Source organism: Streptomyces sp. NPDC053367, from assembly GCF_044545925.1.
Classification (GTDB): Bacteria; Actinomycetota; Actinomycetes; order Streptomycetales; family Streptomycetaceae; genus Streptomyces.
In genome coordinates this window covers 113,836-136,716 of the sequence record NZ_JBITYN010000005.1, presented here as the reverse complement: position 1 = coordinate 136,716, position 22,881 = coordinate 113,836, and the positions used below count along the sequence as shown (strand labels likewise).

Genomic DNA, 22,881 nt, shown 5'->3' with positions numbered 1-22,881 from the left:
CACACGTGTCCGCCCGCGCGGACGCCCGTGGATCTTGGGACTCCGGTTCGAACCCTACGTCAACTTGCCGGCCGAGGGGTCCCCGGCAGGGTGACAAGAATCCTGCAGCCCCGCTCGGATTCGGCCACTCCTATCCGGCCGCCGTGCAGATCCACCGCCCAGCGGGCGATCGCCAGACCCAGTCCGGTGCCGCCGTCGCTGCCCGGACCGTGCGGCCGGGTCACCGCGCCACGGTTGAACCGCTCGAAGACCTTGTGCCACTCCGAGCGCGGGATACCGGGCCCCTCGTCCAGGACCTCCAGCACCAGCGACTCCGGAAGCGGCCCGCGCCGCGCCTTGACCGTGACCCGGCCGTGCGGCGGGCTGTGCTTGACCGCGTTGTCGATGAGATTCGCCACGACCTGGTGGATGCGCTCGGGATCCGCGTGCGCGGTCAGCTCCGGCGGCGACACGTCCAGCGCCAGATGCACGTCCGCGCGCGTGTGGCTGCCCGAGCCGGAGGCGATCCCCGCGCGCGCCGAGGCGACCATGTTGGCCTCCTTCAGCACGCCGGACAGATACGGCCACACCTCGAAGCGGCGGGTCCTGAGCGGTACGACGCCGTTGTCGAGGCGGGAGAGGTCCAGCAGGGTCTCCACCAGCCGGCCGAGGCGCTCGGTCTGCTTCAGGGCCGTCCGCATCGTCTCGGGGTCGGCCTCGGTGACCCCGTCCACGATGTTCTCCAGCACCGCCCTGAGGCCCGCGATGGGCGTCCGCAGCTCGTGCGAGACGTTCGCCACCAGCTCCTTGCGCTGCCGGTCCTGGGCCTCCAGCTCGTCGGCCATGACGTTGATCGTCTGGGCCAGGTCGCCCAGCTCGTCCCGGCGGTTCTCCCGCACCCGGCGGGTGTAGTCGCCGTACGAGATCGAGCGCGCCACCAGGTTCATCTCGTCCAGCGGCGAGGTCAGCGAGTGCGCCACGAACTGGGTGATCAGCAGCGTGGCGATCATCGAGAAGACGGTGATGAACCGCAGCTCCGTCTTCGTGTGCACCGCGATCACCGACAGGCCGGTGGTGATCAGCACGGAGATGACGACCAGCGCGCCCAGCTTGGTCTTGATCGAGAACGGGCGTACGCCGCCCCAGGGCTCCCCGGGGCTCCTCCGTGCGGCTCTCCGCCCGTCGCTCATGGCGTCGGCGTCTCCAGCGCGTAGCCCACGCCGTGCACCGTACGGATCCGCTCCGCGCCGATCTTCCGGCGCAGCGCCTTGATGTGGCTGTCGACCGTCCGGGTGCCCGAGGCGTCCGCCCAGTCCCACACCTCCGCGAGGAGCTGCTCGCGCGAGAGCACCGCGCGCGGCGTGTTCGCCAGGCAGACCAGCAGGTCGAACTCGGTGGGGGTGAGGTGGACGTCCTCGCTGCGCACGCGGACCCTGCGCTGCGCGTGGTCGATCTCCAGCTCGCCGAGGCGGAGGATGCCGCTGCGTGGCGTCGCCGCCGCCAGCGCCGCGCGCTCCACCCTGCGCAGCAGGACGTGCACGCGCGCCGCCAGCTCGCGCATCGAGAACGGCTTGGTCATGTAGTCGTCCGCGCCGACGCCGAGCCCGACCAGCATGTCCGTCTCGTCGTCACGCGCGGTGAGCATCAGGACCGGTACCGGGCGCTGGGCCTGCACACGGCGGCAGACCTCCAGGCCGTCGAAGCCGGGCAGCATGATGTCGAGGATCAGCAGGTCCGGCTGCCAGGCCTCGGCCGTGTCGACCGCGGAGGGTCCGTCGCCCGCGGTTTGCACCAGAAATCCCTCGGCGCGCAGGCGGGCCGCGATGGCGTCGACGATCGTGGCGTCGTCCTCCACCACCAGCACCCGTCGCTGCGAGCCCGGTGCGGTCGTCGCCGTGCCGTTGTTGTGGGAGGTGTGTGTCTGCTCCATCGCCCGCCCCTGAAGTGTGCTTACCGGAATCCGTGGGGTGATCCCATGTCTGCGATTGACGCTTGAATGATCGGCGTCAGGGCAGCAGCGTACGGGGAGTCACCACGGCTTTGCTATTCAGGTCGGACGCCGAGGTGCACGACGTCCGGAACGCCCCGGGCAACGGGGATCTCTTCGGTACGCACACGTTGGAATCCGGCATTCCACAAGGTTTCTTCGAAGGTGGGGGAGGGTTGCGCGGACCACACCGCGAGCACTCCTCCGGGCTTCAACGCCCTTGCGCAGCCTGCCAGTCCGGCGGGGGAGTAGAGGCCGTCGTTGTCCTCCGAGACGGTCCAGTCGGGGCCGTTGTCGATGTCGAGGCACAGGGCGTCGTAAGTGGCGTATGTCTCATTGACGTGTGAGACGAGATCAGCTTCGAGAATCTGGGTACGCGCATCTCGCAGTGCCTCTCGGGACAGTTCCGCGAGGGGGCCGTCGCGATGCCAGTCGATGACGGCGTGTTCCCGCTCGACGACGGTGATCCGTCCCCAGCGGGGGTTCGCTGCGGCGTGTGCGAGCGAGAAGCCGACGCCCAGGCCGCCGATCAGCAGGTGAGGCCGGGGTCTGCCGTCGAGGGCTTCCAGCGCGGCGTCGACGAGCAGCCGCTCCGAGCGGCCGTCGGAGGTGTCCATCAGGAAGCAGCCGTTGGCGATGATCTGCAGCAAATTCCCGTGCCGGCGCAGGACCACCTCGCCGTACGGGCCCTCGCGACGGTCCAGGACTTCGGGGATGTCGTAGGAGGTGGGCATCAGGCCATCCTGGCACCTTTCTGACAGGGCGTCGGGGCTTTTCGACCGCGGGACGCCTGCGGCGGCCTGCGCGGGCCGGGTGGTCGGTTGCCGGTAGCGCACCGGCTCCGGCGGGTGGGCCGGGGCCGGGCCCGGGGGGCGCTTCCCCTTGTACGCACCTGACGGCAGCCCCCCAGGGGCGCGGGGAACTGCGCGACCAACCACGCACGGCCCGCACCCGCGCATGGGGCTACGAACCCGGCCGGGTGGGCGGCCTTTGAGGGGCGCGGGGAACTGCGCGACCAACCACGCACGGCCCGCACCCGCGTACGGCGGGAGGCACCCCTCCGGGACGGCGGTCTTTCAGGGGCGCGGGGAACCGCGCGACAGGCCATGAGGGGGTGGCGGCTCAGGTCGGCGACCCCGGCTCTCGGCCCAGATACCTCGCACTGGTCAGAGGCGCCTCCACGCGCCAGCCGAGGGACTCGTACAGGGCCCGCCCCGCGGGCGTACCGGCCAGGACGGCCGTGTGGGCGCCCTGCCGCGCGGCCGCGTGGTGGAGGGTTCGCATCACCACGGAACCCAGCCCCCTGCGCCGATGGTGCGGGGCCGTTTCGATCTGGTCGGCCACGGCCGTGGGGCCGGTCACCGCGATCTGGCCCCGCGCCGCCAGGGAGCCGTCCCACGCCGTGAGCATCACCCGTGTCACCCCGGCCCTCGTCCAGGAGGTGAGCCGGTGGCCCGAGGGCGCGTCGGGGGCGGGCGTGGAGGTGAGGGGGAGCGACATCAGGTAGCCGGTCTCGGGGTCGGTCCACCAGCTGCCCCGCAGCCACCCCGTGACCTCGGCCGGGTCGCGGAAGACCTTCAGCCAGACGCCCTCGCCGGTCACCGAGTCGGCCACCTCGCGCACGACCGTCTCCTCGACGTCGTCGCCGAGGGTGCCGAGGACATGCCGGGTGACCTCTTTCATCTGGCCCGAGTCGATCGTCCAGCCCCACGGCTCCTCGTGCGGCGCCGCCGCCCCGCGCGAGATGACCCAGCCGTCGATCCAGGCCCGTACGAGCTCGTTCATGTCCGCCCCTGCTGTAATAGGTCACTGGTGCGTGTGGGTATTACTCCGCGTACGGTATGGGGTGGCTTGCCCGCTGTGACAGGTGTGATCGCTCAGAGCGAACAACGGGCCGGGAACATCCGGGGGCTCACATGCATTGAGTCGGCATAGCTCAACTTGACTGCCGAAGGGGAGATCATGGCTGCTGAGTCCACGGCGTTCACACCGCTGGCCCTGCCTGTGCTGCCGCTCGACGACGAGGTCGTGCTGCCCGGGATGGTGGTTCCGCTGGACCTCAACGACACGGACGTACGGGCCGCGGTGGAGGCCGCCCAGGCCGCCGCCCGCACGGAGCCCGGCAAGCCCAGGGTGCTCCTGGTGCCGCGCATCGACGGGACGTACGCCGGCACGGGTGTGCTGGGCACCGTGGAACAGGTCGGCCGGCTGGCCGACGGCGACCCCGGCGCCCTGATCCGCGGGCGTGGTCGCGTGAAGATCGGCGCGGGGACCACCGGTCCTGGACGTGCGTTGTGGGTCGAGGGCACCCGGATCGACGAGAAGGTGCCCGAGCCGCTGCCCGGCGCTGTCGCCGAGCTGGTGAAGGAGTACAAGGCCCTCGCCACGACCTGGCTGAAGAAGCGCGGCGCCTGGCAGGTGGTGGACCGGGTGCAGGCGATCGACGACGTGTCCGCGCTCGCCGACAACTCCGGTTACTCACCGTTCCTGACGACCGAGCAGAAGGTCGAGCTGCTGGAGACCACCGACCCGGTCGCCCGTCTGAAGCTCGCCACCCAGCAGCTGCGCGACCACCTCGCCGAGCAGGACGTCGCCGAGACCATCGCCAAGGACGTCCAGGAGGGCGTCGACAAGCAGCAGCGCGAGTTCCTGCTGCGGCGGCAGCTGGAGGCCGTGCGCAAGGAGCTGCGCGAGCTCAACGGCGAGAAGGAGGGCGAGGAGTCCGACGACTACCGCGCCCGTGTCGAGGCCGCCGACCTGCCCGAGAAGGTCCGCGAGGCCGCTCTCAAGGAGGTCGACAAGCTGGAGCGGGCGTCCGACCAGTCGCCCGAGGGCTCGTGGATCCGGACCTGGCTGGACACGGTGCTGGAGCTGCCGTGGAACGAGCGCACCGAGGACGCCTACGACATCCAGGGCGCCAAGGCCCTGCTCGACGCCGAGCACGCCGGCCTGGAGGACGTCAAGGAGCGCATCACCGAGTACCTGGCCGTGCGCAAGCGGCGCACCGACCGCGGGCTGGGTGTCGTCGGCGGGCGCCGGGGCGGCGCCGTGCTGGCTCTGGTGGGTCCGCCCGGCGTCGGCAAGACCTCGCTCGGTGAGTCCGTCGCGCACGCGATGGGGCGGAAGTTCGTGCGGGTCGCGCTGGGCGGTGTACGGGACGAGGCCGAGATCCGTGGGCACCGGCGGACGTACGTGGGCGCCCTGCCCGGACGGATCGTGCGGGCCATCAAGGAGGCCGGGTCCATGAACCCGGTCGTGCTGCTCGACGAGATCGACAAGGTGGGCTCCGACTTCCGGGGCGACCCGGCGGCGGCCCTGCTGGAGGTGCTGGACCCGGCGCAGAACCACACCTTCCGGGACCACTACCTGGAGGTCGAGCTCGACCTGTCGGACGTCGTCTTCCTGGCCACCGCCAACGTCCTGGAGGCCATCCCCGAGGCGCTGCTGGACCGTATGGAGCTGGTCCGCCTCGACGGCTACACCGAGGACGAGAAGGTCGTCATCGCCCGGGACCACCTGCTGCCGCGCCAGCTGGAGCGGGCCGGCCTGGACAAGGACGAGGTGATCCTGGAGGAGAGCGCGCTGCGCAAGCTGGCCGGGGAGTACACCCGTGAGGCTGGCGTGCGGACGCTGGAGCGGTCCATCGCGCGGCTGCTGCGCAAGGTCGCGGCCCAGCACGAACTGGGTGAGCGGGAGCTGCCCTTCTCCGTCGGTGCCGACGACCTGCGCTCGCTGATCGGGCGGCCGCACCACGTGCCCGAGTCGGCGCAGGACCCGGCCGAGCGGCGTACGGCCGTCCCGGGTGTGGCGACGGGCCTGGCGGTGACGGGAGCCGGCGGTGACGTCCTGTACGTCGAGGCGTCGCTGGCCGACCCGGAGACGGGCGCGGCGGGTCTCACCCTGACGGGTCAGCTGGGTGACGTCATGAAGGAGAGCGCGCAGATCGCGCTGAGCTTCCTGCGCAGCCACGGCGCCGAGCTGGAACTGCCCGTGGGCGACCTGAAGGACCGGGGCGTGCACATCCACTTCCCGGCGGGCGCGGTCCCGAAGGACGGCCCGAGCGCGGGCATCACGATGACGACGGCCCTGGCCTCGCTGCTGAGCGGCCGCCTGGTCCGCACGGACGTCGCGATGACCGGTGAGGTCTCCCTGACCGGCCGGGTGCTGCCCATCGGCGGTGTGAAGCAGAAGCTGCTCGCCGCCCACCGCGCAGGTGTCACCACGGTGATCATCCCCAAGCGCAACGAGCCCGACCTGGACGACGTCCCGGCCGAGGTCCTGGACAAGCTCGACGTCCACGCCGTCACCGACGTCCGCCAGGTCCTGGAGCTGGCCCTCACCCCCGCCACCAGCACCGCGGCCCCCGAGGTTCCCGTGGCGGCGTGACGGACGCCATGGGGAGCAGAGCGAAGGCCCGGGTCCCGTGAGGGAGGCCCGGGCCTTCGCCCTGTCCGCGGGAGAGCTCAGCCGAGCGCCAGCGCCTGGACGCGGTCCAGGGCTCCGTTGAACTTGTCGTGGTCGCCGACCGTCGGGCCCGAGGAGGTGTACTGCCACATCGTGTAGTAGGCCCAGCCCGCCGGCAGTTCGCCCACGTCCGTGGCGTAGCGCGCGATCCACAGCGGGGTGGAGGAGGCGAAGCCGCCGTAGTTGCCCGTGCACTGCTTCCACCAGCTGGTGGCGGTGTAGATGACGGCGTCGCGGCCGGTGCGGGCCTTGTACTGGTTCAGGAAGTCGCGGATCCAGGTGACCATGCCGGACTGGGTCTTGCCGTAGCAGGCCGCGCCGTAGGGGTTCCACTCGATGTCGAGGGCGCCCGGAAGGGTCCTGCCGTCGCGGGACCAGCCGCCGCCGTGGTCGACGAAGTAGTTGGCCTGGGTGGCGCCGCCGGTGGTGTCCGGGGTGGCGAAGTGGTAGGCGCCGCGGATCATGCCGACGTTGTAGGAGCCGGTGTACTGCTGGCCGAAGTAGGGGTTGGTGTAGTACGTGCCCTCGCTGGCCTTGACGTAGGCCCACTTGACCCCGCTGTTCCACAGCGTCGTCCAGGCGACGTTGCCCTGGTGGCTGCTGACGTCCACGCCCTCGGTCTGGGTGGCGTCACCGGGGACGGGTGTGCCGTTCTGGCCGTCGTGCGCGAGGACGCCCATGCCCATGTGGGCGGAGCCGCGCGGCGGGACGTCGGCCGCCGAGGAGGGTGGGGTGCACAGGAGGGAGAAGGCGGCGAGCAGGGTGCCGGCGAGCGTGAGGCGCCGGCGTCGAGTGGTTCCGGGTCTGTGCACGGGCATATGACGTGCCTTTCGAGACTCGGTGGTGCTCGGTGGGGGGAAACGCGTGGCATGGCGTGGGCATGCCAGTATGTGCAGGGTTATGAAGCTACGCACGTAGACCTCCGGGAGGGAAGAGGGTCCGGATACCGCCGTTGGTCTACGCCTGCGAAATACTGACCGAGCTGCGGCGATGGTCGCCTTTGGCGGAAACTTTCAGGAACGGGAAACCGGAGCAGGGGTGCTGACGTGCACGAGCGCGGTAACGGTGGCGGGCGGCCGGGCGGATCCGACGCCGCGCCGAGTGGTGTGGACCAGGAGTTCCTGGCCCTCGAACGCGAGCTGACCGTCTTTCTGCGGCGGGCCCGCGCCAACCAGGGCGAGATGGCCCGCGAGGTCCATCCCGACCTGGAGTCCTCGGCGTACGGCCTGCTCGTCCGGCTCGACGAGAGCGGCGGGCAGCGCGCCACCGACCTGGCCGCCTACATCGGCGTCGGCAAGGCCACCATGTCCCGCCAGCTGCGCGCCCTGGAGGACCTGGGCCTGATCGCCCGCGAGCCCGACCCGGCCGACGGCCGCGCCTGGCTGGTCCACCTCACCGAGGAGGGCCGCACCCGCGTCGGCCGCGTGCGCGAGGCCCGCCGCGCCCGCTACGTCAGCAAGCTCGCCCACTGGGACCGCCACGAGGTCGCCGAACTCGCGCGGCTGCTGCACCAGCTCAACCGCGGCTTCGAGAAGTAGGCCGCGGGGCCTGCGGGCTCACAGCTCCACGTAGACCACGGTCGCGTCGTCGTGCGTCTTGCCGCGGCCCAGGAACACCCGCTCCCGCGCGTCCGCCCGCTCCAGCTCCCGTACGCGCTCGACCAGCGCCCGTGGTCCCTCCTTCCGTACGTACGTGAACAGGTCCGTCCAGTCGCCCTCGCGGAACTTCTCCGTCCAGCGGGCAGCCCCGTCGGTGAGGGCCGCCAGGGCGCGGACGCGGGAGCGGGCCACGGTGCCGGTGACCGCGCGGCCGGCGACGGCGGGGTCCGCGGCGGCCGTGAAGAACCCGCCCTCCTTGTTGCGGGCGGCGGCGTCCAGCACCGCGTCGGAGACCCGCAGCTCCCGCGGGATCCGGCCCAGACGGTCGTCCAGTACGGCGGTGACGGTGCCGTCGGGCGACTCCAGCAGCAGCGCCGAGTCCGAGAGGACCAGATACTCCACCGCCCGCTCGTCCCAGCGCGCGAGGACCACTGTGGCCTGAGGGGTGCGCGGGTGAGAAAGGTCACATGTGTCCGCGTGGGCCTCGGCGGTATGCGCGAGGGCACGGGAGAGGCATTCGGCGAGGGAGACATCCAGGAGTGAAACGGTCAGTTCGGCCAGGGCTCCGCCCAGCCGTTCCGTGTACCAGGGGACGGAATGCAGACACCCCGTCCCGCTCCGCGGAGGTGTCACGCCGTCCAGCACGACAAGGGAACCGCCCTGTCCGCAGGCGGGTGCGGCGACACTCGCGAAGTCCTCGTTGGGGCGCGTGCGGGTGCCGGGCTCGCAGACGACTTCGGTTCGCATCCGGCCAGTCTGCACGACCCCTTCACGTCCTTCGCCAAAGGCTGGCAACCGCCCCGGAATCGGCGTACCGGCGCAGGTCACGCGCCGGGTTTGGGATGGAATACCGCACTCCGGCAAGGCGTGGTGGCGAATCCTGTCAAAGCCCGTCGCCCACGTCCAACCGGCCCGCCCCACAAGGCCGTCGCACAGGCCACGGGAACTTGCCCGCCAACTCCCCTCCGATGTTCACTCCTTCGGGTGGCGGGTCTGGTGATGCACGCCCCCTGCCCACCGGCACTGGGAGGGTCGGGAGCCGTAACCCGGTGTGCGCGCACCAGTTGCAGTGATTGACGGAGCGTCACCCGGGCCCATGGGTACACGAGTACAGGAATGCGAGCACCGGTGCAGAAGATGCGGCCTCGGCGCACAGGCAGGCAGACGGCTCCCGAGGGGAGCCCGGAGCAGCAGCCCGGCACCCCGGTCGGCAAGGGGCGGCCCACCCATGTGCGCAACCGGCTGATCGTCGCGTGTGCCGTCGTGGCGGCCGCCATCGCCGGTGCGGGCGCGCCCTCGGTGCTCGCCGCCTCCGGGCAGTTGAAGGACACCCAGGATCTGGTGACCCTCGCCGAGCAGACCCGGGACGCCCTCACCCTGGCGCACTCGCTCGCCGACGAGCGTGACGAGGTCACCTCCTTCGTCGCGGCCGGCCGCCCCGAGGACAAGGCGCCCTCGGAGCAGCGCAGCGCCCGCGTCGACCGGCAGGTGGACGAGCTGCGTGCGGACACCGACACGCCCGCCGCGCTGCGCGAGGACCTGGACGCCGTCGCGGCCCTGCGCAGAGCGGCGCTCACCGGCAAGAGCACCGCTCTCGAAGCGCACGAGGCGTACTCCGCGGCCATCACCGAGCTGCACCGTCTCGCCGAGGACCTCGCCGAGCAGCTGCCCCCCAGGGCCGGCTCCGGCGCCTACGCCCTCGCCGAACTGGACGCCGCCGTCCAGCAGTCCGCCGCCGCCCGCGGCCTGCTGCTGGCCGCGCTGAGCGTGCCGAGCGACACCGAGACCGTCTGGGACCCCGTCACCGGCCAGAACGTCGAGAACAGCGTCTCCTCCGACCCCAAGCAGCGCGACGCCCTCACCGCCGCCGCCCAGCAGGCCCGGCTGCGCGCGGACGCGGCCCTCACCGACTTCTCCGACACCGCGACCGCCAAGGCCCGCACCTCCTACGAGTCGACGGTCACCGGCCCCGAGGTCAACTCCGCCGAGAAGTACCTGGCCTCCCTCACCGACCAGCCCACCCTCTCCGACGACGAGCTCGGCACCAGCACCGAGAAGCTGGACGCCGCCCTCACCGCCCGCATCGAGACCATGCGCGGCGTGGAGTCGGCCCTCTACAACCAGCGCGTCAAGGACCTCGCCCAGCTGCGCGACGACGACGTCACCGCACTGGAGATCCGGATCGCCGCACTGGGCGCGCTGATGCTGCTGGCCATCGGCGTCGCCACCGGCATGGCCCGCACCCTCACCCGCCCGCTCGCGGTGCTGCGCCTCGGCTCCAAGCGGCTGGCCGAGGCGGCCGACCCGGCCGCGGAGGAACCGGTGCGGTTCACCGGCCGCAACGACGAGTTCGCGCAGGTCGTCCGCTCCGTCAACGCCCTGCACGCGCACGCCGCCGCCCTGCACGAGCGCATCGCCACGCTGGAGTCCGACCGCAAGCATCTGGTGGGCCAGCGGCAGAAGATGGCCGACGCCCGCGAGGAACTGCGCGCCGAGCTGGACGAGTCGACCGCCGCCCTGGAGCGGCTGCGCGGCAGCATCGGCTCCACCTTCGTCAACCTCGCCCTGCGCACCCTCGGCCTGGTCGAGCGGCAACTCGCCGTCATCGAGGGCCTGGAGGAGCGCGAGCAGGACCCGGACCGGCTCGCCACGCTCTTCAAGCTCGACCACTTCGCCACCGTCATGCGCCGGCACAGCGAGAACCTCCTCGTCCTCGCCGGCACCGAGCACGTCCAGCAGACCGCGCATCCCGTGCCCCTGGTCGACGTCGTACGCGCCGCGGTCAGCGAGATCGAGCGCTACGAGCGGGTCCGGATCGCCGCCCTGCCGCCGCACGGGCACATCGCCGGGTTCGCGGCCGACGACCTCTCGCACCTGCTGGCCGAACTCATGGAGAACGCCACCTCGTTCTCCCCGCCCGACCTGCCCGTCGAGGTCTCCGGCTGGCTCCTGGAGAACGGCGAGGTCATGCTCTCCGTCCAGGACGAGGGCATCGGCATGGCCGCCGAACGGCTGGAGCGCCTCAACTCCCGCCTCACCGACTTCGACCCCGAGACGCCGTACGACCAGGAGGGCGAGGACGGTCTCGGCCTCGGCCTCTACGTCGTCGCCCGCCTCGCCCACCGGCACGGTGTGCGGGTGCAGCTGCGCGAGCAGAAGCAGGGCGGTGTCGCGGCGGTCGTCGTGCTGCCGACCTCGCTGCTCGCGGCGGCCCCGCAGAACCCGGCCCCGCCCGCGGCCGCCCCGGCCTCCGGCGGCACCCTCTCCTTCTCCCTCCCCGGCGCCGACGCCGAGGCCAACTCCAACGTCCTGCCCGGCCGCACGGCGAGCGGCGACCCGCTGGTGGACCTGGCGGAGAAGGCCGTACGGGAGGCGGAGGCGGACGGCCGGCCGGAGCCGCAGCCGGCACCCGAGCCGCAGCCCGCGGGCGCCCGGCAGGAGCCGCAGCCGGCCCCCGAGCCGCAGCCCGCACCGGAGCCGGAGGCGCCCGCCGAGACCCTCTCCGAGACGACGATGGAGCTGCTTGCCCCGGTCCCGGCCGCGGAGGACACAGCCGAGCCGGCCGTGGAGGTCCGCGCCGAGCCGGCCGTGGCGGACCCCGCCGAGCCGGCCGTGGCGGACACCGCCGCGCCGGTCGCGGAGGAGCCGCCCACGCACGACCGGGTCCCCGACGACCAGGACGACCAGGACGACCAGGACGACCAGGACGACGAGGACGAGCCGCTCACCGCCAAGGGCCTCCCCAAGCGCACCCCGAAGATCACCGCTCCCGCCCAGGCGCCCCGCCGGCGCAGCACCTCCGTCGACGCCGAGGCCCTGAAGCGCCGGCTGGGCGGCTTCCGCCGGGGGGCGGAGGCCGGTTACCGGGACGTGGAGGCGGAGATCGCCGAGCACACCGCACAGACCAAGGCACCGACCGCAGGATCCGCACGAGAAGCACACGCACACGCACACGCCGATGAAGCCACGGGGGGCACAGTCGAGGAGGCAAGCAGTTGACCGCGCCCAGTACCTTCGGACTGAGCAGTGAGGCCCGCAATCTGCACTGGCTGCTGACCAATCTGGTCGAGGAGGTGCCCGGCATCCTCTCGGTCGCCGTGGTCTCCTCGGACGGCCTGCTGCTCCTGTCCTCCGACCCGGGGCGGAACGAGGCGGCCCGGCAGGCGTCCGAGGGCCGGCCCACCGGACCCCGCGGGTCCGCCGCCGACCTGGCCACCGTCGTCTCCGGCATCGGCAGCCTCACCGTCGGCGCCGCCCGGCTGCTGGAGTTCGGCGGCGTCAAGCACACCATGGTCGCCATGGACGAGGGCAGCCTGTTCGTGATGTCCATCAGCGACGGCTCGCTGCTCGGTGTGCACGGCTCCGCGGACTGCGACATGAGCGTGGTGGCGTACCACATGGCGCTCTTCGTCGGCCGGGCCGGCCATGTCCTGACCCCGGAACTCCGCAGCGAGCTGCGTAAATCCCTGGAGACCGAGACCACCGGGAGCGCCCGATGACCGGGGGCGCACCGAAGAACCGGCTCCCGGTCCGCGGCGGCGGCGACCGCAAGCCCGCCCGCGTACGCCCCTACTCGCTCACCGGCGGCCGCACCCGCTTCGGCCACGTCCTGCTGGTGGAGACCTTCGTCGCCACCACGGCCGAGCTGGAGGCGCCCGAGGAGCGCAAGGAGCTGGGGAAAGGTTCCCTCAGCACCCGGGTGATGCCGGAGATGCGGGCCATCGTCGAACTGTGCCGCCGTATGCGCACGGTGGCCGAGATCGCCGCGCTGCTGAAGATGCCGCTCGGTGTGGTCCGGGTGCTGCTCAGCGACCTCGCGGACCAGGGAAAGATCAGGGTGTACGGCACGGGCACCGGCCACGGCACTGGCCGGCCGGACCGCGCACTGCTCGAAAGGGTGATGAGTGGACTCCGTCGTCTCTGACGTCGCCTCCTCCTTGGGCGCCGCCCCTCTCGTCGACGAGGACGAGAACCTGAAAGCCTGGCAGACGGACCGCACCCGCGCCCCCATCGCCACGAAGATAGTCGTGGCCGGCGGCTTCGGTGTCGGCAAGACCACCCTGGTCGGCGCCGTCTCGGAGATCACGCCCCTCCAGACGGAGGCGCTGATGACCGAGGCGAGCGAGGACACCGACGACCTGTCGGCCACGCCGGGCAAGCTCACCACGACCGTGGCGATGGACTTCGGCCGCATCACGCTCGACGACGACCTGGTGCTCTACCTGTTCGGCACGCCGGGACAGCAGCGGTTCTGGTTCATGTGGGACGACCTGGTGCGCGGCGCGATCGGCGCCGTCGTGCTGGCCGACACCCGCCGGCTGAAGGACTGCTTCCCCGCGCTCGACTACTTCGAGAGCTGCGGCATCCCGTACGTCGTCGCGGTCAACCACTTCGACGGCACCGAGCTGTTCGAGCCGGAGGACGTGCGCGAGGCCCTCACCGTCCCCGCGCACGTACCTGTCATGATCATGGACGCGCGTCGTCGGATCTCCGTGATCGAGACCCTCCTGGCCCTGGTGGGCCACGCGCTCGACGAAACCCCCGAGTAGGAGACACCCCGCATGCGGAAGATACTCGTCGTCGGAGCCGGCCAGTCCGGCCTCCAGCTCGCCCTCGGGCTCCAGTCGCACGGCTACGAGGTCACCCTGATGTCCAACCGGACCGCGGACGAGATCCGCTCCGGCAGGGTCATGTCGACGCAGTGCATGTTCCACACCGCCCTCCAGCACGAGCGCGACCTCCAGCTGAACTTCTGGGAGTCCCGGGCCCCGAAGATCGAGGGCCTCGGTGTCTCGGTCGCCGGCCCCGAGTCGCAGCGCCTGATCGACTGGGTGGGCAAGCTCGACGGCTACGCCCAGTCCGTCGACCAGCGCGTGAAGATGGCCGGCTGGATGGAGACCTTCGCCCAGCGCGGCGGCCAGCTCGTCATCCACGGCGCCGCCGTCTCCGACCTCGACTACTTCTCCCGCGCCTACGACCTCGTCCTGGTCTCCGCCGGCAAGGGTGAGCTCGTCCAGATGTTCGGCCGCGACGCCTCCCGCTCCCCGTACAGCGAGCCCCAGCGCGCCCTCGCCGTCGCCTACGTCCACGGGCTGGGCCCCCGCCCGGAGCACCCCGAGTTCGACGCGGTCCGCTGCAACCTGGTGCCCGGCGTGGGCGAGCTGTTCGTCATGCCGACGCTCACCACGTCCGGCCGGGCCGACATCCTCTTCTGGGAGGGCGTCCCGGGCGGGCCGCTGGACGTCTTCCAGGGGGTCAAGGACCCCGCCGAGCACCTCTCCCTGACGCTGGAGCTCATGGAGAAGTTCCTGCCGTGGGAGTACGCCCGCGCGACCAAGGTCGAACTGACGGACGCCGGGGGCACGCTGGCCGGGCGCTACGCACCCACCGTGCGCAATCCCGTCGGGCGGCTGCCGGGCGGCGGGCTGGTGCTCGGCGTGGCCGACGTGGTCGTCGCCAACGACCCGATCACCGGGCAGGGCTCCAACTCCGCGTCCAAGTGCGCCGCCGCGTACCTGGCGTCGATCCTGGAGCACGGGGACAAGGAGTTCGACGAGGCCTGGATGCAGGCGACGTTCGACCGCTACTGGGCCACGGCCCAGCATGTCGTGAAGTGGACCAACGCGATGCTGGCGCCGCCGCCCGAGCATGTGCTGAACCTCATCGGGGCGGCCGGGCAGATCCAGCCGGTCGCCGACCGGTTCGCCAACGGGTTCAACGATCCGGCCGACTTCGAGGAGTTCTTCTACGACCCGGAGAAGACCGCCGCCTACCTGGGGTCGTTCGCCTGACCCTCGTCGGGGTCACCGCTCGCGGGCGCTTCGTGGCCGCTCGCGCCCCGCGGCGGAGCCGCACATCAGGCAGGGCCCCCCGCCCCTTGCGGACTCACCGCACCGAGGACCGGCAGAGAAGCCAGGGGCGCCACCTTGACCCTTTCCCCGGTCCTCGGCGCGTGGACGATCATCCCCTCGCCCAGGTAGAGCGCCACATGGGTGGCCTCCGGGTGGTAGATCACCAGGTCGCCCGGGCGCAGGTCGCTCAGGGGGATGTGCGGCAGCTCGGCCCACTGCTCCTGGCTGGTGCGGGGGATGGGGACGCCCGCCTTCGCCCAGGCCTGTGAGGTCAGGCCCGAGCAGTCGTACGTCATCGGGCCCTCGGCGCCCCATTCGTAGGGCTTGCCGATCTGCTGGACGGCGAAGCGCAGGGCCGTGTCACCGGCGCGGGAGGGCTCGAGCGAGGTGGCGGGGGCCCCCGGGGCGGACATGATCTCGCGCTGGGCCTCGTCGATGCCCTTCTTCTCGAACTCGGCCAGGGCGGTGAGCTGTTCGGGGGTCAGGCCCGCGAGCAGGCCCTCGATGTCGGCGAGCCGGTTCCGTACGTCGTTGCGCTGCTTCTGCTGCTTCCGGGCGAGGGTGAGCTGCCGGTCCAGGGCCCCGCGGGCCTTGCGGGCCAGCTCGTGGGCCTTGCGTTCGGTGCCGGTGAGCCGGCCGACCGTCTCGGCGCGGTCGCGGGCGAGCCGGCCGATCACATGGCCCTGGTCGAGCGCCTGCTGCGGGTCGCGGGCCAGCAGCAGCCGCACGTAGGGGGAGATGTCGGTGCTGCTCTGGTACTGCTGGCGGGCCAGCCGCCCGGCCGCGCCCCTGCTGTCGTGCAGGGACAGCCGGACCCGCGCCAGCTCGCCGTCCAGCCGGGCGACCCGGGCCCGCTGCTCCCGGAGCCTCTCCTCGGTCGCGTTGTAGGCCTCGGTGGCCTGTTCGGCCTGCCGGTACAGCCGCTGAAGGTCCGTCAGAAGCTCGGCCACGGGCCGCCGGCCGGCCGGGTCCGGTTCCGGTGCGGCCGTCGCCGGGGCGGCCACGAGAACGGCCTGGGCGGCCACCGCCGCCGTGCAGACCAGGCGCAGAAGCCTTCCTGACACGTCATCACCTCCGGTGCGTGAGGAGCGGTCGCTCCGCACCGCGAGCATGGGACGGGTCCCCGCGGGTCCGCGCGCCGAGTGTGGGCGAGGCGGCGCAACACCGTCACCCCTGGGTGTCCTCCGGTTTGCCGCCCGGCGTGGCGTGTGGCCTCGACCAGGGCCACTTCAGTCGGCCGCCGCCCTGGTCGCCGTGGGGGTCGTAGGCGTACTTCCAGCGGTTGCGCAGTCCGACGGGCCTGCCCTCGTGGCGCGGCACGCGCCGGTACACCAGCACGGCCGGCTCGCCGCCCGCCGGGTCGGGCACGGGGATGCGGTACGTCTTGGGCGGGTGCCCGGTCATGCCGAGCAGCACCGGCAGCACCCGGCCGTCCATCGGCCCGCCCTCGAACGGGGTGTCTTCGCTCTTCACCGCACCAGTGTGCGCCTCACGGCACGCGGCTCAGCCGTCCGCCCCGGCGAGCCCGGCCACGAGGGCCTCCGTCTGGGGGTCGCGCCGGGCGGTCACCGTGAGCATGGCGAGGAACTGCTCGACCAGCCAGTCCCGCAGCTCCTCCACGGGCGGCTGCTTGTCCTCGTCCAGCCAGATCAGGGAGGCCGCCTCCACGGCCGTGATCCAGGTCCGCACCGTCATCCGCAGCCGCGGCCCCGGCTCGGCGACCTGGAGATGGCTGAGGATGTGCTCCGCCGCGGAGCGCCGTACGCCGTCCACGATGGCCGTCGTACGGGAGGTCTCCACCACGCTGCCGCCTTGGAGCAGTGCGCTGAACCCGGCGTCGTGCTCGACCACGAAGGCCAGGTAGCGGTCCAGCGCCCGCGCCAGCCTCGGCAGCGGCGGCCCCTCGCGCGGCTCGTCGAAGCAGTGCCGCAGCTCCTCGGCGGCCGACCGCAGGGCGGCCTCGTACAGCTGCTGCTTGCCGCCCGGGAAGTACCGGTACACCAGGGGCCGGGACACCCCGGCCGCCTCCGCCACGTCGTCCAGCGACACGTCCTCGGGCGCGCGGTGCGCGAAGAGGGAGAGCGCGGCGTCGAGGAGCTGGGTCCGTCGCTCCTCGACGCTCAGTCGACGGTAGGCGGGGGCGGAGGGGGCCATGCATGCAGGGTAGTCGGCCGTGGGTGACCCGGCAGGCGCGGGACTGTGCCGATGTGCGGCACCGCCACGGGGGCGCGACCGGCCGCGGGCCACCCGCCGGCGCGGCTCAGGCCAGCAGCCCCGACGACCTCCACAGACGACGGCCGACACCCCGCAGCACCCCGATGTCGTCCAGGAAGTCGGTGAGCCGCTTGGCTCCCGTCTGCATGACCTCCTTGCGGTGCCCGCTCGCCTTCACCTGGGCCATGGCCTCCCGCTTGTCCAGCCCCACGTTCGTGTACACCTCGGGATTCACGAACGCGACCGAGAACACCCGGGCGAACTCCCCGGAGGTGACCCGCGTGAACTCCTGCGACCAGCGCGGAGCGGTCAGCATCTGACGGCGCAGCTCCTCACGCGCGTACCGCACGTGCCGGGCCTCCTCCACCACATGGATCCGCGTGACGCCCCGGACGAGGGTCTGCACCCGCTCGTCCGGGAAGGTCAGCCGCTGCATCCAGTCGAGGACCTCCTCGCCCAGCAGGGTCGCGGTGAAGGAGCCCGGCGTGGTGGAGATGGTCTTGAAGAGCCGGCCGAGGTTCTGGTGGACGCGGCTGACCGGGTACCAGGGCGTATCCCCGCGCGCGATGAGCCGGGCGAACATCTTCGAGTGCCGGCACTCGTCCTCGATCTCGGTGAGGGCGTAGCGCACGTGCGCGCTCGTGGCGGCCTTGTCGTAGATGTGCCGGCACAGCAGCTGCATCAGGATGATCTCGAACCAGATGCCCAGCGAGGCCAGTGCGGCGGCCTCGTGCTGGGAGAGCAGGATGCGCTGTTCCTCGCTCATCCGCTTCCACATCGGGGTGTCGTAGAGCGACACCAGCTCGGGCGGCCAGAACCACTTGCCCGGCTCGAAGGGCGCGTCCCAGTCGAGTTCCTTGTCCGGGTCGAAGGAGTGCTTGGCGGAGGAGGCGAGCAGCCGCTCGGCCACCTGCTCCCGGTCCTTCAGCAGACCGAGCGCGTCGCGCAGCCCGTCCAGCGCGTCGGCTTCCGTCAGGGTCGTCATGGCTGATCCACCTCGTCGTACGGGGGCGTGGCGGGTTACCCGCCGGTCACTCCCCTTATGAGACTGCCTGTCAGCAAGGTCGTCAATCCCTCGCGCAAGAACTTGTCGGGCCGATCCGGGCGACTGTGAGCGAGACCCTGTTGCCTCGCGGTCCCCGCGCATGTGAGCCTGCGGGACATGCCGACGTTCGATCTTTACGCCCGTGACCCCGGAGATCCGCACTGGGAGGTGCCCGCCACCGGCGCCGCCCGCTTCGGGTGGGAGTACGACGACGGCCGCGACCGGCTGCTGGCCCTGTACCAGAAGGGCAAGGACAAGCAGTGGGACGGGCAGCGGCGGATCGACTGGGACCTGGAGGTCGACCCGCACGACCCGCTCGGCACCCCGGACCAGGCGATGAGCCTGTACGGCACCAAGCACTGGGCCAAGCTCAGCGACAAGGACCGGGGCGAGCTGCGCCGGCACTACGCCTCCTGGCAGTTCAGCCAGTTCCTGCACGGCGAGCAGGGCGCGATGATCTGCGCCGCGCGGATCGTGGAGTCCGTGCCGGACATGGACGCCAAGTTCTACTCCGCGACCCAGACCATGGACGAGGCCCGGCACGCCGAGATATACGGCCGCTTCCTGCACGAGAAGATCGGGATGCTCTACCCGATCAACGACAACCTCCAGGCACTGCTCGGCGACACCCTGCGCGACAGCCGCTGGGACATGCCCTACCTGGGCATGCAGGTCCTCATCGAGGGCCTGGCCCTCGCCGCGTTCGGCATGATCCGCGACACCACCGACAAGCCCCTGCCCAAGCAGATCCTCGCCTACGTCATGCAGGACGAGGCCCGGCACGTGGCCTTCGGCCGCATGGCCCTGCGCGACTACTACAAGCAGCTCACCGACGCCGAACTGCGCGAGCGCGAGGAGTTCGTCATCGAGGGCTGCCACCTCATGCGCGACCGGCTGCGCGGCACGGAGGTACTGGAGAACTTCGGCATCCCCAAGGCCGAGGCCGAGGCCCTCAGCGAGCAGTCCGAGTTCCTCGCCCTCTTCCGCAAGCTCCTGTTCTCCCGCATCGTGCCCTGCGTCAAGGACATCGGCCTGTGGGGCGAGCGCCTGCAGCAGGCATACGTCGACATGGGCGTCCTGGAGCTGGGCGACTCGAACCTGGACCTGCTGATGGCCCAGGACGAGGAGATCGCCGACAGGCTCGACGCGGAGCGGTTCGCGGTGGAGGAGCGGGAGCGGGTGGCGGAGGTGGAACAGGCGATCGCGGAGGGCGGGCCGGTCTGACGCGCGACCCCTCCGGGGGCGGGCGGCCGAGGTGCCTTCGTGCGAGAGGTGTTGCCGGGGCACGTGCCTTCCCGCCGTGGCTCCTCCCGTCGTGTGTGCCTGCGGGGCCGTCGTGGCTGGGCACGCAGTTCCCCGCGCCCCTTTGGGGCGTGGCCCGGGGGCCCGTTCCCCGATGGAGCCCGGGCCCCCGGGGTGTGCTCGTCAGCCCCGGCCCTCCGGCGTGTGGAGCACCGCCTTCATCACCGCCCGTGCGATCGGTGCCGCCATGCCGCCGCCGGTGATGTGGTCGCGGTCGGTCGAGCCGTCCTCGACCACCACCGCGACCGCGACCCTCGCGTCCATGTCGTGCTCGCCCTGCGCCCAGGAGACGAACCAGGCGTACGGGGTGCCCGCGTTGCCGACGCCGTGCTGGGCGGTGCCGGTCTTGCCGCCGACCACCGCGCCGGGGATGGCCGCGTTGGTGCCGGTGCCCTCCTCCACGACGTCCCGCATCAGCTCCCGCAGCCGCGTGGCGGTCGACGGGCGCATGACCTGGCGGACCGGGCGCGGTCCCGGTGTCGTCAGCACGGTGCCCGCGGCCGTGGTGGTGCGGTCCACCAGGTAGGGCGCCCGCAGCTGCCCGCCGTTCGCGACGGCCGCCGCCACCATCGCCATCTGCAGCGGCGTGGCCCGGGTGTTGTACTGCCCGATCGACGACAGCGCGAGCTGCGCCCGGTCCACGCTCGTGTCGAAGGTGCTCGGCGCCACCGAGAACGGGATCCGCAGCTCGGCGTCGTTGAACCCGAACGCCTGCGCCGTCGCCGCCATGTCGGCCACCCCGACCTGCACCCCGAGCCGCGCGAACACCGTGTTGCAGGACCACTCGAACGCCACCCGCAGCGGGGCGTCCTCGCAGCCGTCGAACTCGTTCGTCAGCGAGGTGGTGGTGCCCGGCAGGGTGTAGGGGGCGGGGGAGTCGGTCGGCTCGTCCACGTCCCGGACCACGCCCGCGTCCAGCGCCGCCGCCGCGGTGACCACCTTGAAGGTCGAGCCCGGCGGATACGTCTGCCGCACCGCCCGGTTCAGCATCGGCTTCTCCCGGTCGCCGTTCAGTCGCTCCCAGGCGTCCGTCACGTCCGGCCCGTTGCCCGACAGCACCGCCGGGTCGTACGACGGTGTCGACACCAGCGCCAGGACCCGACCGGTCGTCGGCTCGATCGCCGCCACCGCCCCCTTGCGCGCCCCGAGCCCCGCGTACGCCGCCTGCTGCGCGGCCTCGTTCAGGGTCGTCACCACGTCGCCGCCCGGATTGCCCGCCCGCGTGAAGTCGTTCCACAGCGGGAACGGCGTCAGCATCGGGTCCGTGCCGGACAGCACCGGGTCCTCGGCCCGCTCCAGCAGACTCGTGCCGTACTTCTGCGAGGCGAACCCGGTCACCGGGGCGTACAACGGCCCGTTGTCGTACGTGCGTTCATGGCGCAGTTGCTCGCGCGTGTCCAGGGAGCCGGTGACCGGCCGGCCGCCGACCAGGATGTCACCCCGCGGCTGGGCGTAACGGGCGATGACGGCCCGCCGGTTGGCCGGGTTGTCGTCGTAGCGCTGGGCCTGGACGACCTGGATGCGGGCCGCGTTGACCAGCAGCGCCGTCAGCAGCAGCGCGCAGAAGACGGCCGCGTGCCGGATGTAGCGGGTCATACGGCGGCCCGCCCGTCGTACTGGCGGCGCGCCGAGTGGCTGACCCGGATCAGCAGCGCCGTGATCGCCCAGTTGGTGACCACCGAGGAGCCGCCCTGCGCCAGGAACGGCATCGCCATGCCGGTCAGCGGGATCAGCCCCGTCACCCCGCCCGCGATCACGAACACCTGCAGCGCCACGATCGAGGCCAGCCCGACCGCCAGCAGCCGCCCGAACGGGTCGCGCAGCGCCAGCCCCGCACGGTAGCCGCGCTCCACCATCAGGCCGTACAGCAGGAAGATCGCCGACAGCCCCGCCAGGCCCAGCTCCTCCCCGGCCGTCGCCAGGATGAAGTCCGACTTGGCGGCGAAGCCGATCAGGATCGAGTGCCCGAGTCCCAGGCCCGTGCCCAGGACGCCGCCGGCCGCGAAGGCGAACAGCGACTGGGAGAGCTGGTTGGGGCCGTCGCCGGCCTCGATCGACGCGAACGGGTGCAGCCAGTCCTCGACCCTGCTGTGCACATGCGGCTCCAGCCAGCCCACGGCCACCGCCCCGACACCCGCGAGCACCAGGCCGACCGCGATCCAGCCGGTGCGCCCGGTGGCGACGTACAGCATGACGACGAACAGGCCGAAGAACAGCAGCGAGGTGCCGAGGTCGCGCTCCAGGACGAGCACGCCGACACTCAGCAGCCAGATGGTGACGATCGGGCCGAGCACCCGGCCGGTCGGCAGCTGCATGAACCACACCCGGCGGCCCGCGTACGCCAGCGCGCCCTGGTTCGCGGCCAGATACGCGGCGAAGAACACCGCAAGCAGCACCTTTGCGAACTCGCCCGGCTGGATGGAGAACCCGGCGACCCGGATCCAGATGCGGGCGCCGTTCACCGCGGGGAACAGGATCGGCAGCACCAGCAGGGCGAGGGCCGCGGCCACGCAGACGTACGCGTACCGCTGGAGCACCCGGTGGTCGCGCAGCGCGGCCACGACCACGGTGAACAGCCCCACCCCCAGCGTGGACCACACCAGCTGGGTGAGGGCCGCCCGGTCGCCCGGTGTCTGCAGGTCGAGCCGGTAGATCAGCACCAGACCCAGCCCGTTGAGCAGCACCGCGATCGGCAGCAGCAGGGGATCGGCGTACGGGGCGCGCAGCCGCACCGCCAGATGCGCCAGCAGCGCCAGCACGCCCAGCCCGGCGCCGTAACCTGCGGCGCCGGGCGGGACGGTGCCGTTCCGGGCGAGGCCCACCGCGCAGTAGCCGTAGACCGACAACAGGACGGCGAGGACGATGAGGGCGAGTTCGACGCCCCGGCGCCGGGGGAGGCGCACCACCGGAGCGGGCGCTTCCGTCACCGTTGTGGTGATTCCGGTTCCGGCGTTCGTCATGTCCGGAACTTACCCAAAGGGGACTCCTTGGCTCAGCACCAGCGGGGTGCGGCCCCGATGTTCTTGATGTAGTACGCCGACGCCCAGGCCCAGCTGCCGTCCGTGAGGAGGTACCAGCGGTTGTTGCCGTTGATGTTCTCGCCGACCGTCTTGCAGAAGATCTTGACGATGGCGCCCCGGCGGAGGGACCCGATGATCTGGCCGCCCCGGTTCGGCGCACTGCGCAGCAGCAGCGTGCTCGCGGTGACCTGGCCCTTGTACAGGCGGGGGGCGCTGGTGGTCTGGCCGCCCCGGTCGTCGTTCGCGACGGCGGGTGTCGCCAGGGCCCCGGCGGCGAGGGCGGCGACGGTCAGGGATATGCCGAGTCGGGAGCGCAGGGACATGCGGACCTCCGTGAAAGGGGGCGGAACTGACTAACCGCCACGCTAGGAGCAGCGGGGAGCGCTCGCCTTCTCGACTAGGCCAGATGGAAGTCCCCGGC

Annotated in this window: 21 protein-coding genes; 8 read left to right on the top strand and 13 right to left on the bottom strand. The window is 71.9% G+C overall.

Annotation, left to right across the window (positions count from 1 at the left end):
* Window positions 1-59 precede the first annotated feature (59 nt).
* From ACIGXJ_RS16015 to ACIGXJ_RS16000, 4 genes are all read right to left on the bottom strand, one after another.
* Complete coding sequence (locus ACIGXJ_RS16015; RefSeq protein ID WP_399645118.1) at window positions 60-1,169, bottom strand: ATP-binding protein; 1,110 nt, start codon at window positions 1,167-1,169, stop codon at window positions 60-62.
* Window positions 1,166-1,909, bottom strand: a complete 744-nt coding sequence (locus ACIGXJ_RS16010; RefSeq protein WP_399645116.1) for a response regulator transcription factor — start codon at window positions 1,907-1,909, stop codon at window positions 1,166-1,168. The genes ACIGXJ_RS16015 and ACIGXJ_RS16010 overlap by 4 nt, the downstream gene beginning before the upstream one ends.
* Before the next feature lie 113 nt (window positions 1,910-2,022).
* On the bottom strand, window positions 2,023-2,700 hold the full coding sequence (locus tag ACIGXJ_RS16005; protein WP_399645114.1) for a spermidine synthase: 678 nt from the start codon (window positions 2,698-2,700) through the stop codon (window positions 2,023-2,025).
* Window positions 2,701-3,088: 388 nt separating this feature from the next.
* Window positions 3,089-3,751, bottom strand: a complete 663-nt coding sequence (locus tag ACIGXJ_RS16000; RefSeq protein ID WP_399645112.1) for a GNAT family N-acetyltransferase — start codon at window positions 3,749-3,751, stop codon at window positions 3,089-3,091.
* A 177-nt stretch (window positions 3,752-3,928) separates the two neighbouring features.
* Here ACIGXJ_RS16000 and lon point away from each other — a divergent pair, with 177 nt between their 5' ends.
* Window positions 3,929-6,352, top strand: coding sequence for an endopeptidase La (lon, locus tag ACIGXJ_RS15995; RefSeq protein ID WP_399645110.1), 2,424 nt, complete (start codon window positions 3,929-3,931; stop codon window positions 6,350-6,352).
* Between the two features lie 77 nt (window positions 6,353-6,429).
* Here lon and ACIGXJ_RS15990 read toward each other — a convergent pair whose 3' ends face one another.
* A complete protein-coding gene (locus ACIGXJ_RS15990) occupies window positions 6,430-7,248 on the bottom strand; it encodes a lysozyme (protein ID WP_399645108.1) in 819 nt (272 codons plus the stop codon).
* A 228-nt stretch (window positions 7,249-7,476) separates the two neighbouring features.
* Between ACIGXJ_RS15990 and ACIGXJ_RS15985 the strand changes: the two genes are divergently transcribed.
* Window positions 7,477-7,968, top strand: coding sequence for a MarR family winged helix-turn-helix transcriptional regulator (locus tag ACIGXJ_RS15985; RefSeq protein ID WP_399645106.1), 492 nt, complete (start codon window positions 7,477-7,479; stop codon window positions 7,966-7,968).
* Window positions 7,969-7,986: 18 nt separating this feature from the next.
* Here ACIGXJ_RS15985 and ACIGXJ_RS15980 read toward each other — a convergent pair whose 3' ends face one another.
* Complete coding sequence (locus tag ACIGXJ_RS15980; protein ID WP_399645104.1) at window positions 7,987-8,775, bottom strand: protein phosphatase 2C domain-containing protein; 789 nt, start codon at window positions 8,773-8,775, stop codon at window positions 7,987-7,989.
* Between the two features lie 369 nt (window positions 8,776-9,144).
* Between ACIGXJ_RS15980 and ACIGXJ_RS15975 the strand changes: the two genes are divergently transcribed.
* The 5 genes from ACIGXJ_RS15975 to ACIGXJ_RS15955 are packed head-to-tail and all read left to right on the top strand — an operon-like array spanning window position 9,145 to window position 14,819.
* Complete coding sequence (locus tag ACIGXJ_RS15975) at window positions 9,145-12,027, top strand: nitrate- and nitrite sensing domain-containing protein (RefSeq protein ID WP_399645102.1); 2,883 nt, start codon at window positions 9,145-9,147, stop codon at window positions 12,025-12,027.
* Window positions 12,024-12,527, top strand: coding sequence for a roadblock/LC7 domain-containing protein (locus ACIGXJ_RS15970; RefSeq protein ID WP_399645100.1), 504 nt, complete (start codon window positions 12,024-12,026; stop codon window positions 12,525-12,527). Before ACIGXJ_RS15975 ends, ACIGXJ_RS15970 begins: the two co-directional genes overlap by 4 nt.
* Window positions 12,524-12,952, top strand: coding sequence for a DUF742 domain-containing protein (locus ACIGXJ_RS15965; RefSeq protein WP_399645098.1), 429 nt, complete (start codon window positions 12,524-12,526; stop codon window positions 12,950-12,952). Before ACIGXJ_RS15970 ends, ACIGXJ_RS15965 begins: the two co-directional genes overlap by 4 nt.
* Window positions 12,933-13,577, top strand: coding sequence for a GTP-binding protein (locus ACIGXJ_RS15960; RefSeq protein ID WP_399645096.1), 645 nt, complete (start codon window positions 12,933-12,935; stop codon window positions 13,575-13,577). Before ACIGXJ_RS15965 ends, ACIGXJ_RS15960 begins: the two co-directional genes overlap by 20 nt.
* 12 nt (window positions 13,578-13,589) lie before the next feature.
* Window positions 13,590-14,819, top strand: coding sequence for a styrene monooxygenase/indole monooxygenase family protein (locus tag ACIGXJ_RS15955; protein ID WP_399645094.1), 1,230 nt, complete (start codon window positions 13,590-13,592; stop codon window positions 14,817-14,819).
* Window positions 14,820-14,884: 65 nt separating this feature from the next.
* On the opposite strand, the gene ACIGXJ_RS15950 is transcribed toward ACIGXJ_RS15955, so the two are convergent.
* From ACIGXJ_RS15950 to ACIGXJ_RS15935, 4 genes are all read right to left on the bottom strand, one after another.
* A complete protein-coding gene (locus ACIGXJ_RS15950; protein ID WP_399645092.1) occupies window positions 14,885-15,943 on the bottom strand; it encodes an NlpC/P60 family protein in 1,059 nt (352 codons plus the stop codon).
* Window positions 15,944-16,046: 103 nt separating this feature from the next.
* Window positions 16,047-16,352 (bottom strand): hypothetical protein, encoded by a 306-nt coding sequence (locus ACIGXJ_RS15945; protein WP_399645090.1) that lies wholly within the window; start codon window positions 16,350-16,352, stop codon window positions 16,047-16,049.
* A gap of 30 nt (window positions 16,353-16,382) precedes the next feature.
* On the bottom strand, window positions 16,383-17,033 hold the full coding sequence (locus ACIGXJ_RS15940; protein WP_399645088.1) for a TetR/AcrR family transcriptional regulator: 651 nt from the start codon (window positions 17,031-17,033) through the stop codon (window positions 16,383-16,385).
* Window positions 17,034-17,139: 106 nt separating this feature from the next.
* Window positions 17,140-18,078 (bottom strand): diiron oxygenase, encoded by a 939-nt coding sequence (locus ACIGXJ_RS15935; protein WP_399645086.1) that lies wholly within the window; start codon window positions 18,076-18,078, stop codon window positions 17,140-17,142.
* Between the two features lie 177 nt (window positions 18,079-18,255).
* Between ACIGXJ_RS15935 and ACIGXJ_RS15930 the strand changes: the two genes are divergently transcribed.
* On the top strand, window positions 18,256-19,362 hold the full coding sequence (locus ACIGXJ_RS15930; RefSeq protein ID WP_399645084.1) for a ferritin-like domain-containing protein: 1,107 nt from the start codon (window positions 18,256-18,258) through the stop codon (window positions 19,360-19,362).
* 201 nt (window positions 19,363-19,563) lie between these two features.
* Here the strand turns inward: ACIGXJ_RS15930 and ACIGXJ_RS15925 are convergent, their stop codons facing one another.
* Genes ACIGXJ_RS15925 through ACIGXJ_RS15915 form a run of 3 tightly spaced genes read right to left on the bottom strand, consistent with a single transcriptional unit; the run spans window position 19,564 to window position 22,783 of the window.
* Complete coding sequence (locus tag ACIGXJ_RS15925; RefSeq protein WP_399645082.1) at window positions 19,564-21,036, bottom strand: penicillin-binding transpeptidase domain-containing protein; 1,473 nt, start codon at window positions 21,034-21,036, stop codon at window positions 19,564-19,566.
* Window positions 21,033-22,400, bottom strand: coding sequence for an FtsW/RodA/SpoVE family cell cycle protein (locus tag ACIGXJ_RS15920; RefSeq protein ID WP_399645080.1), 1,368 nt, complete (start codon window positions 22,398-22,400; stop codon window positions 21,033-21,035). Before ACIGXJ_RS15920 ends, ACIGXJ_RS15925 begins: the two co-directional genes overlap by 4 nt.
* A gap of 32 nt (window positions 22,401-22,432) precedes the next feature.
* A complete protein-coding gene (locus ACIGXJ_RS15915; RefSeq protein ID WP_399645078.1) occupies window positions 22,433-22,783 on the bottom strand; it encodes an SH3 domain-containing protein in 351 nt (116 codons plus the stop codon).
* Between the last annotated feature and the right edge of the window lie 98 nt (window positions 22,784-22,881).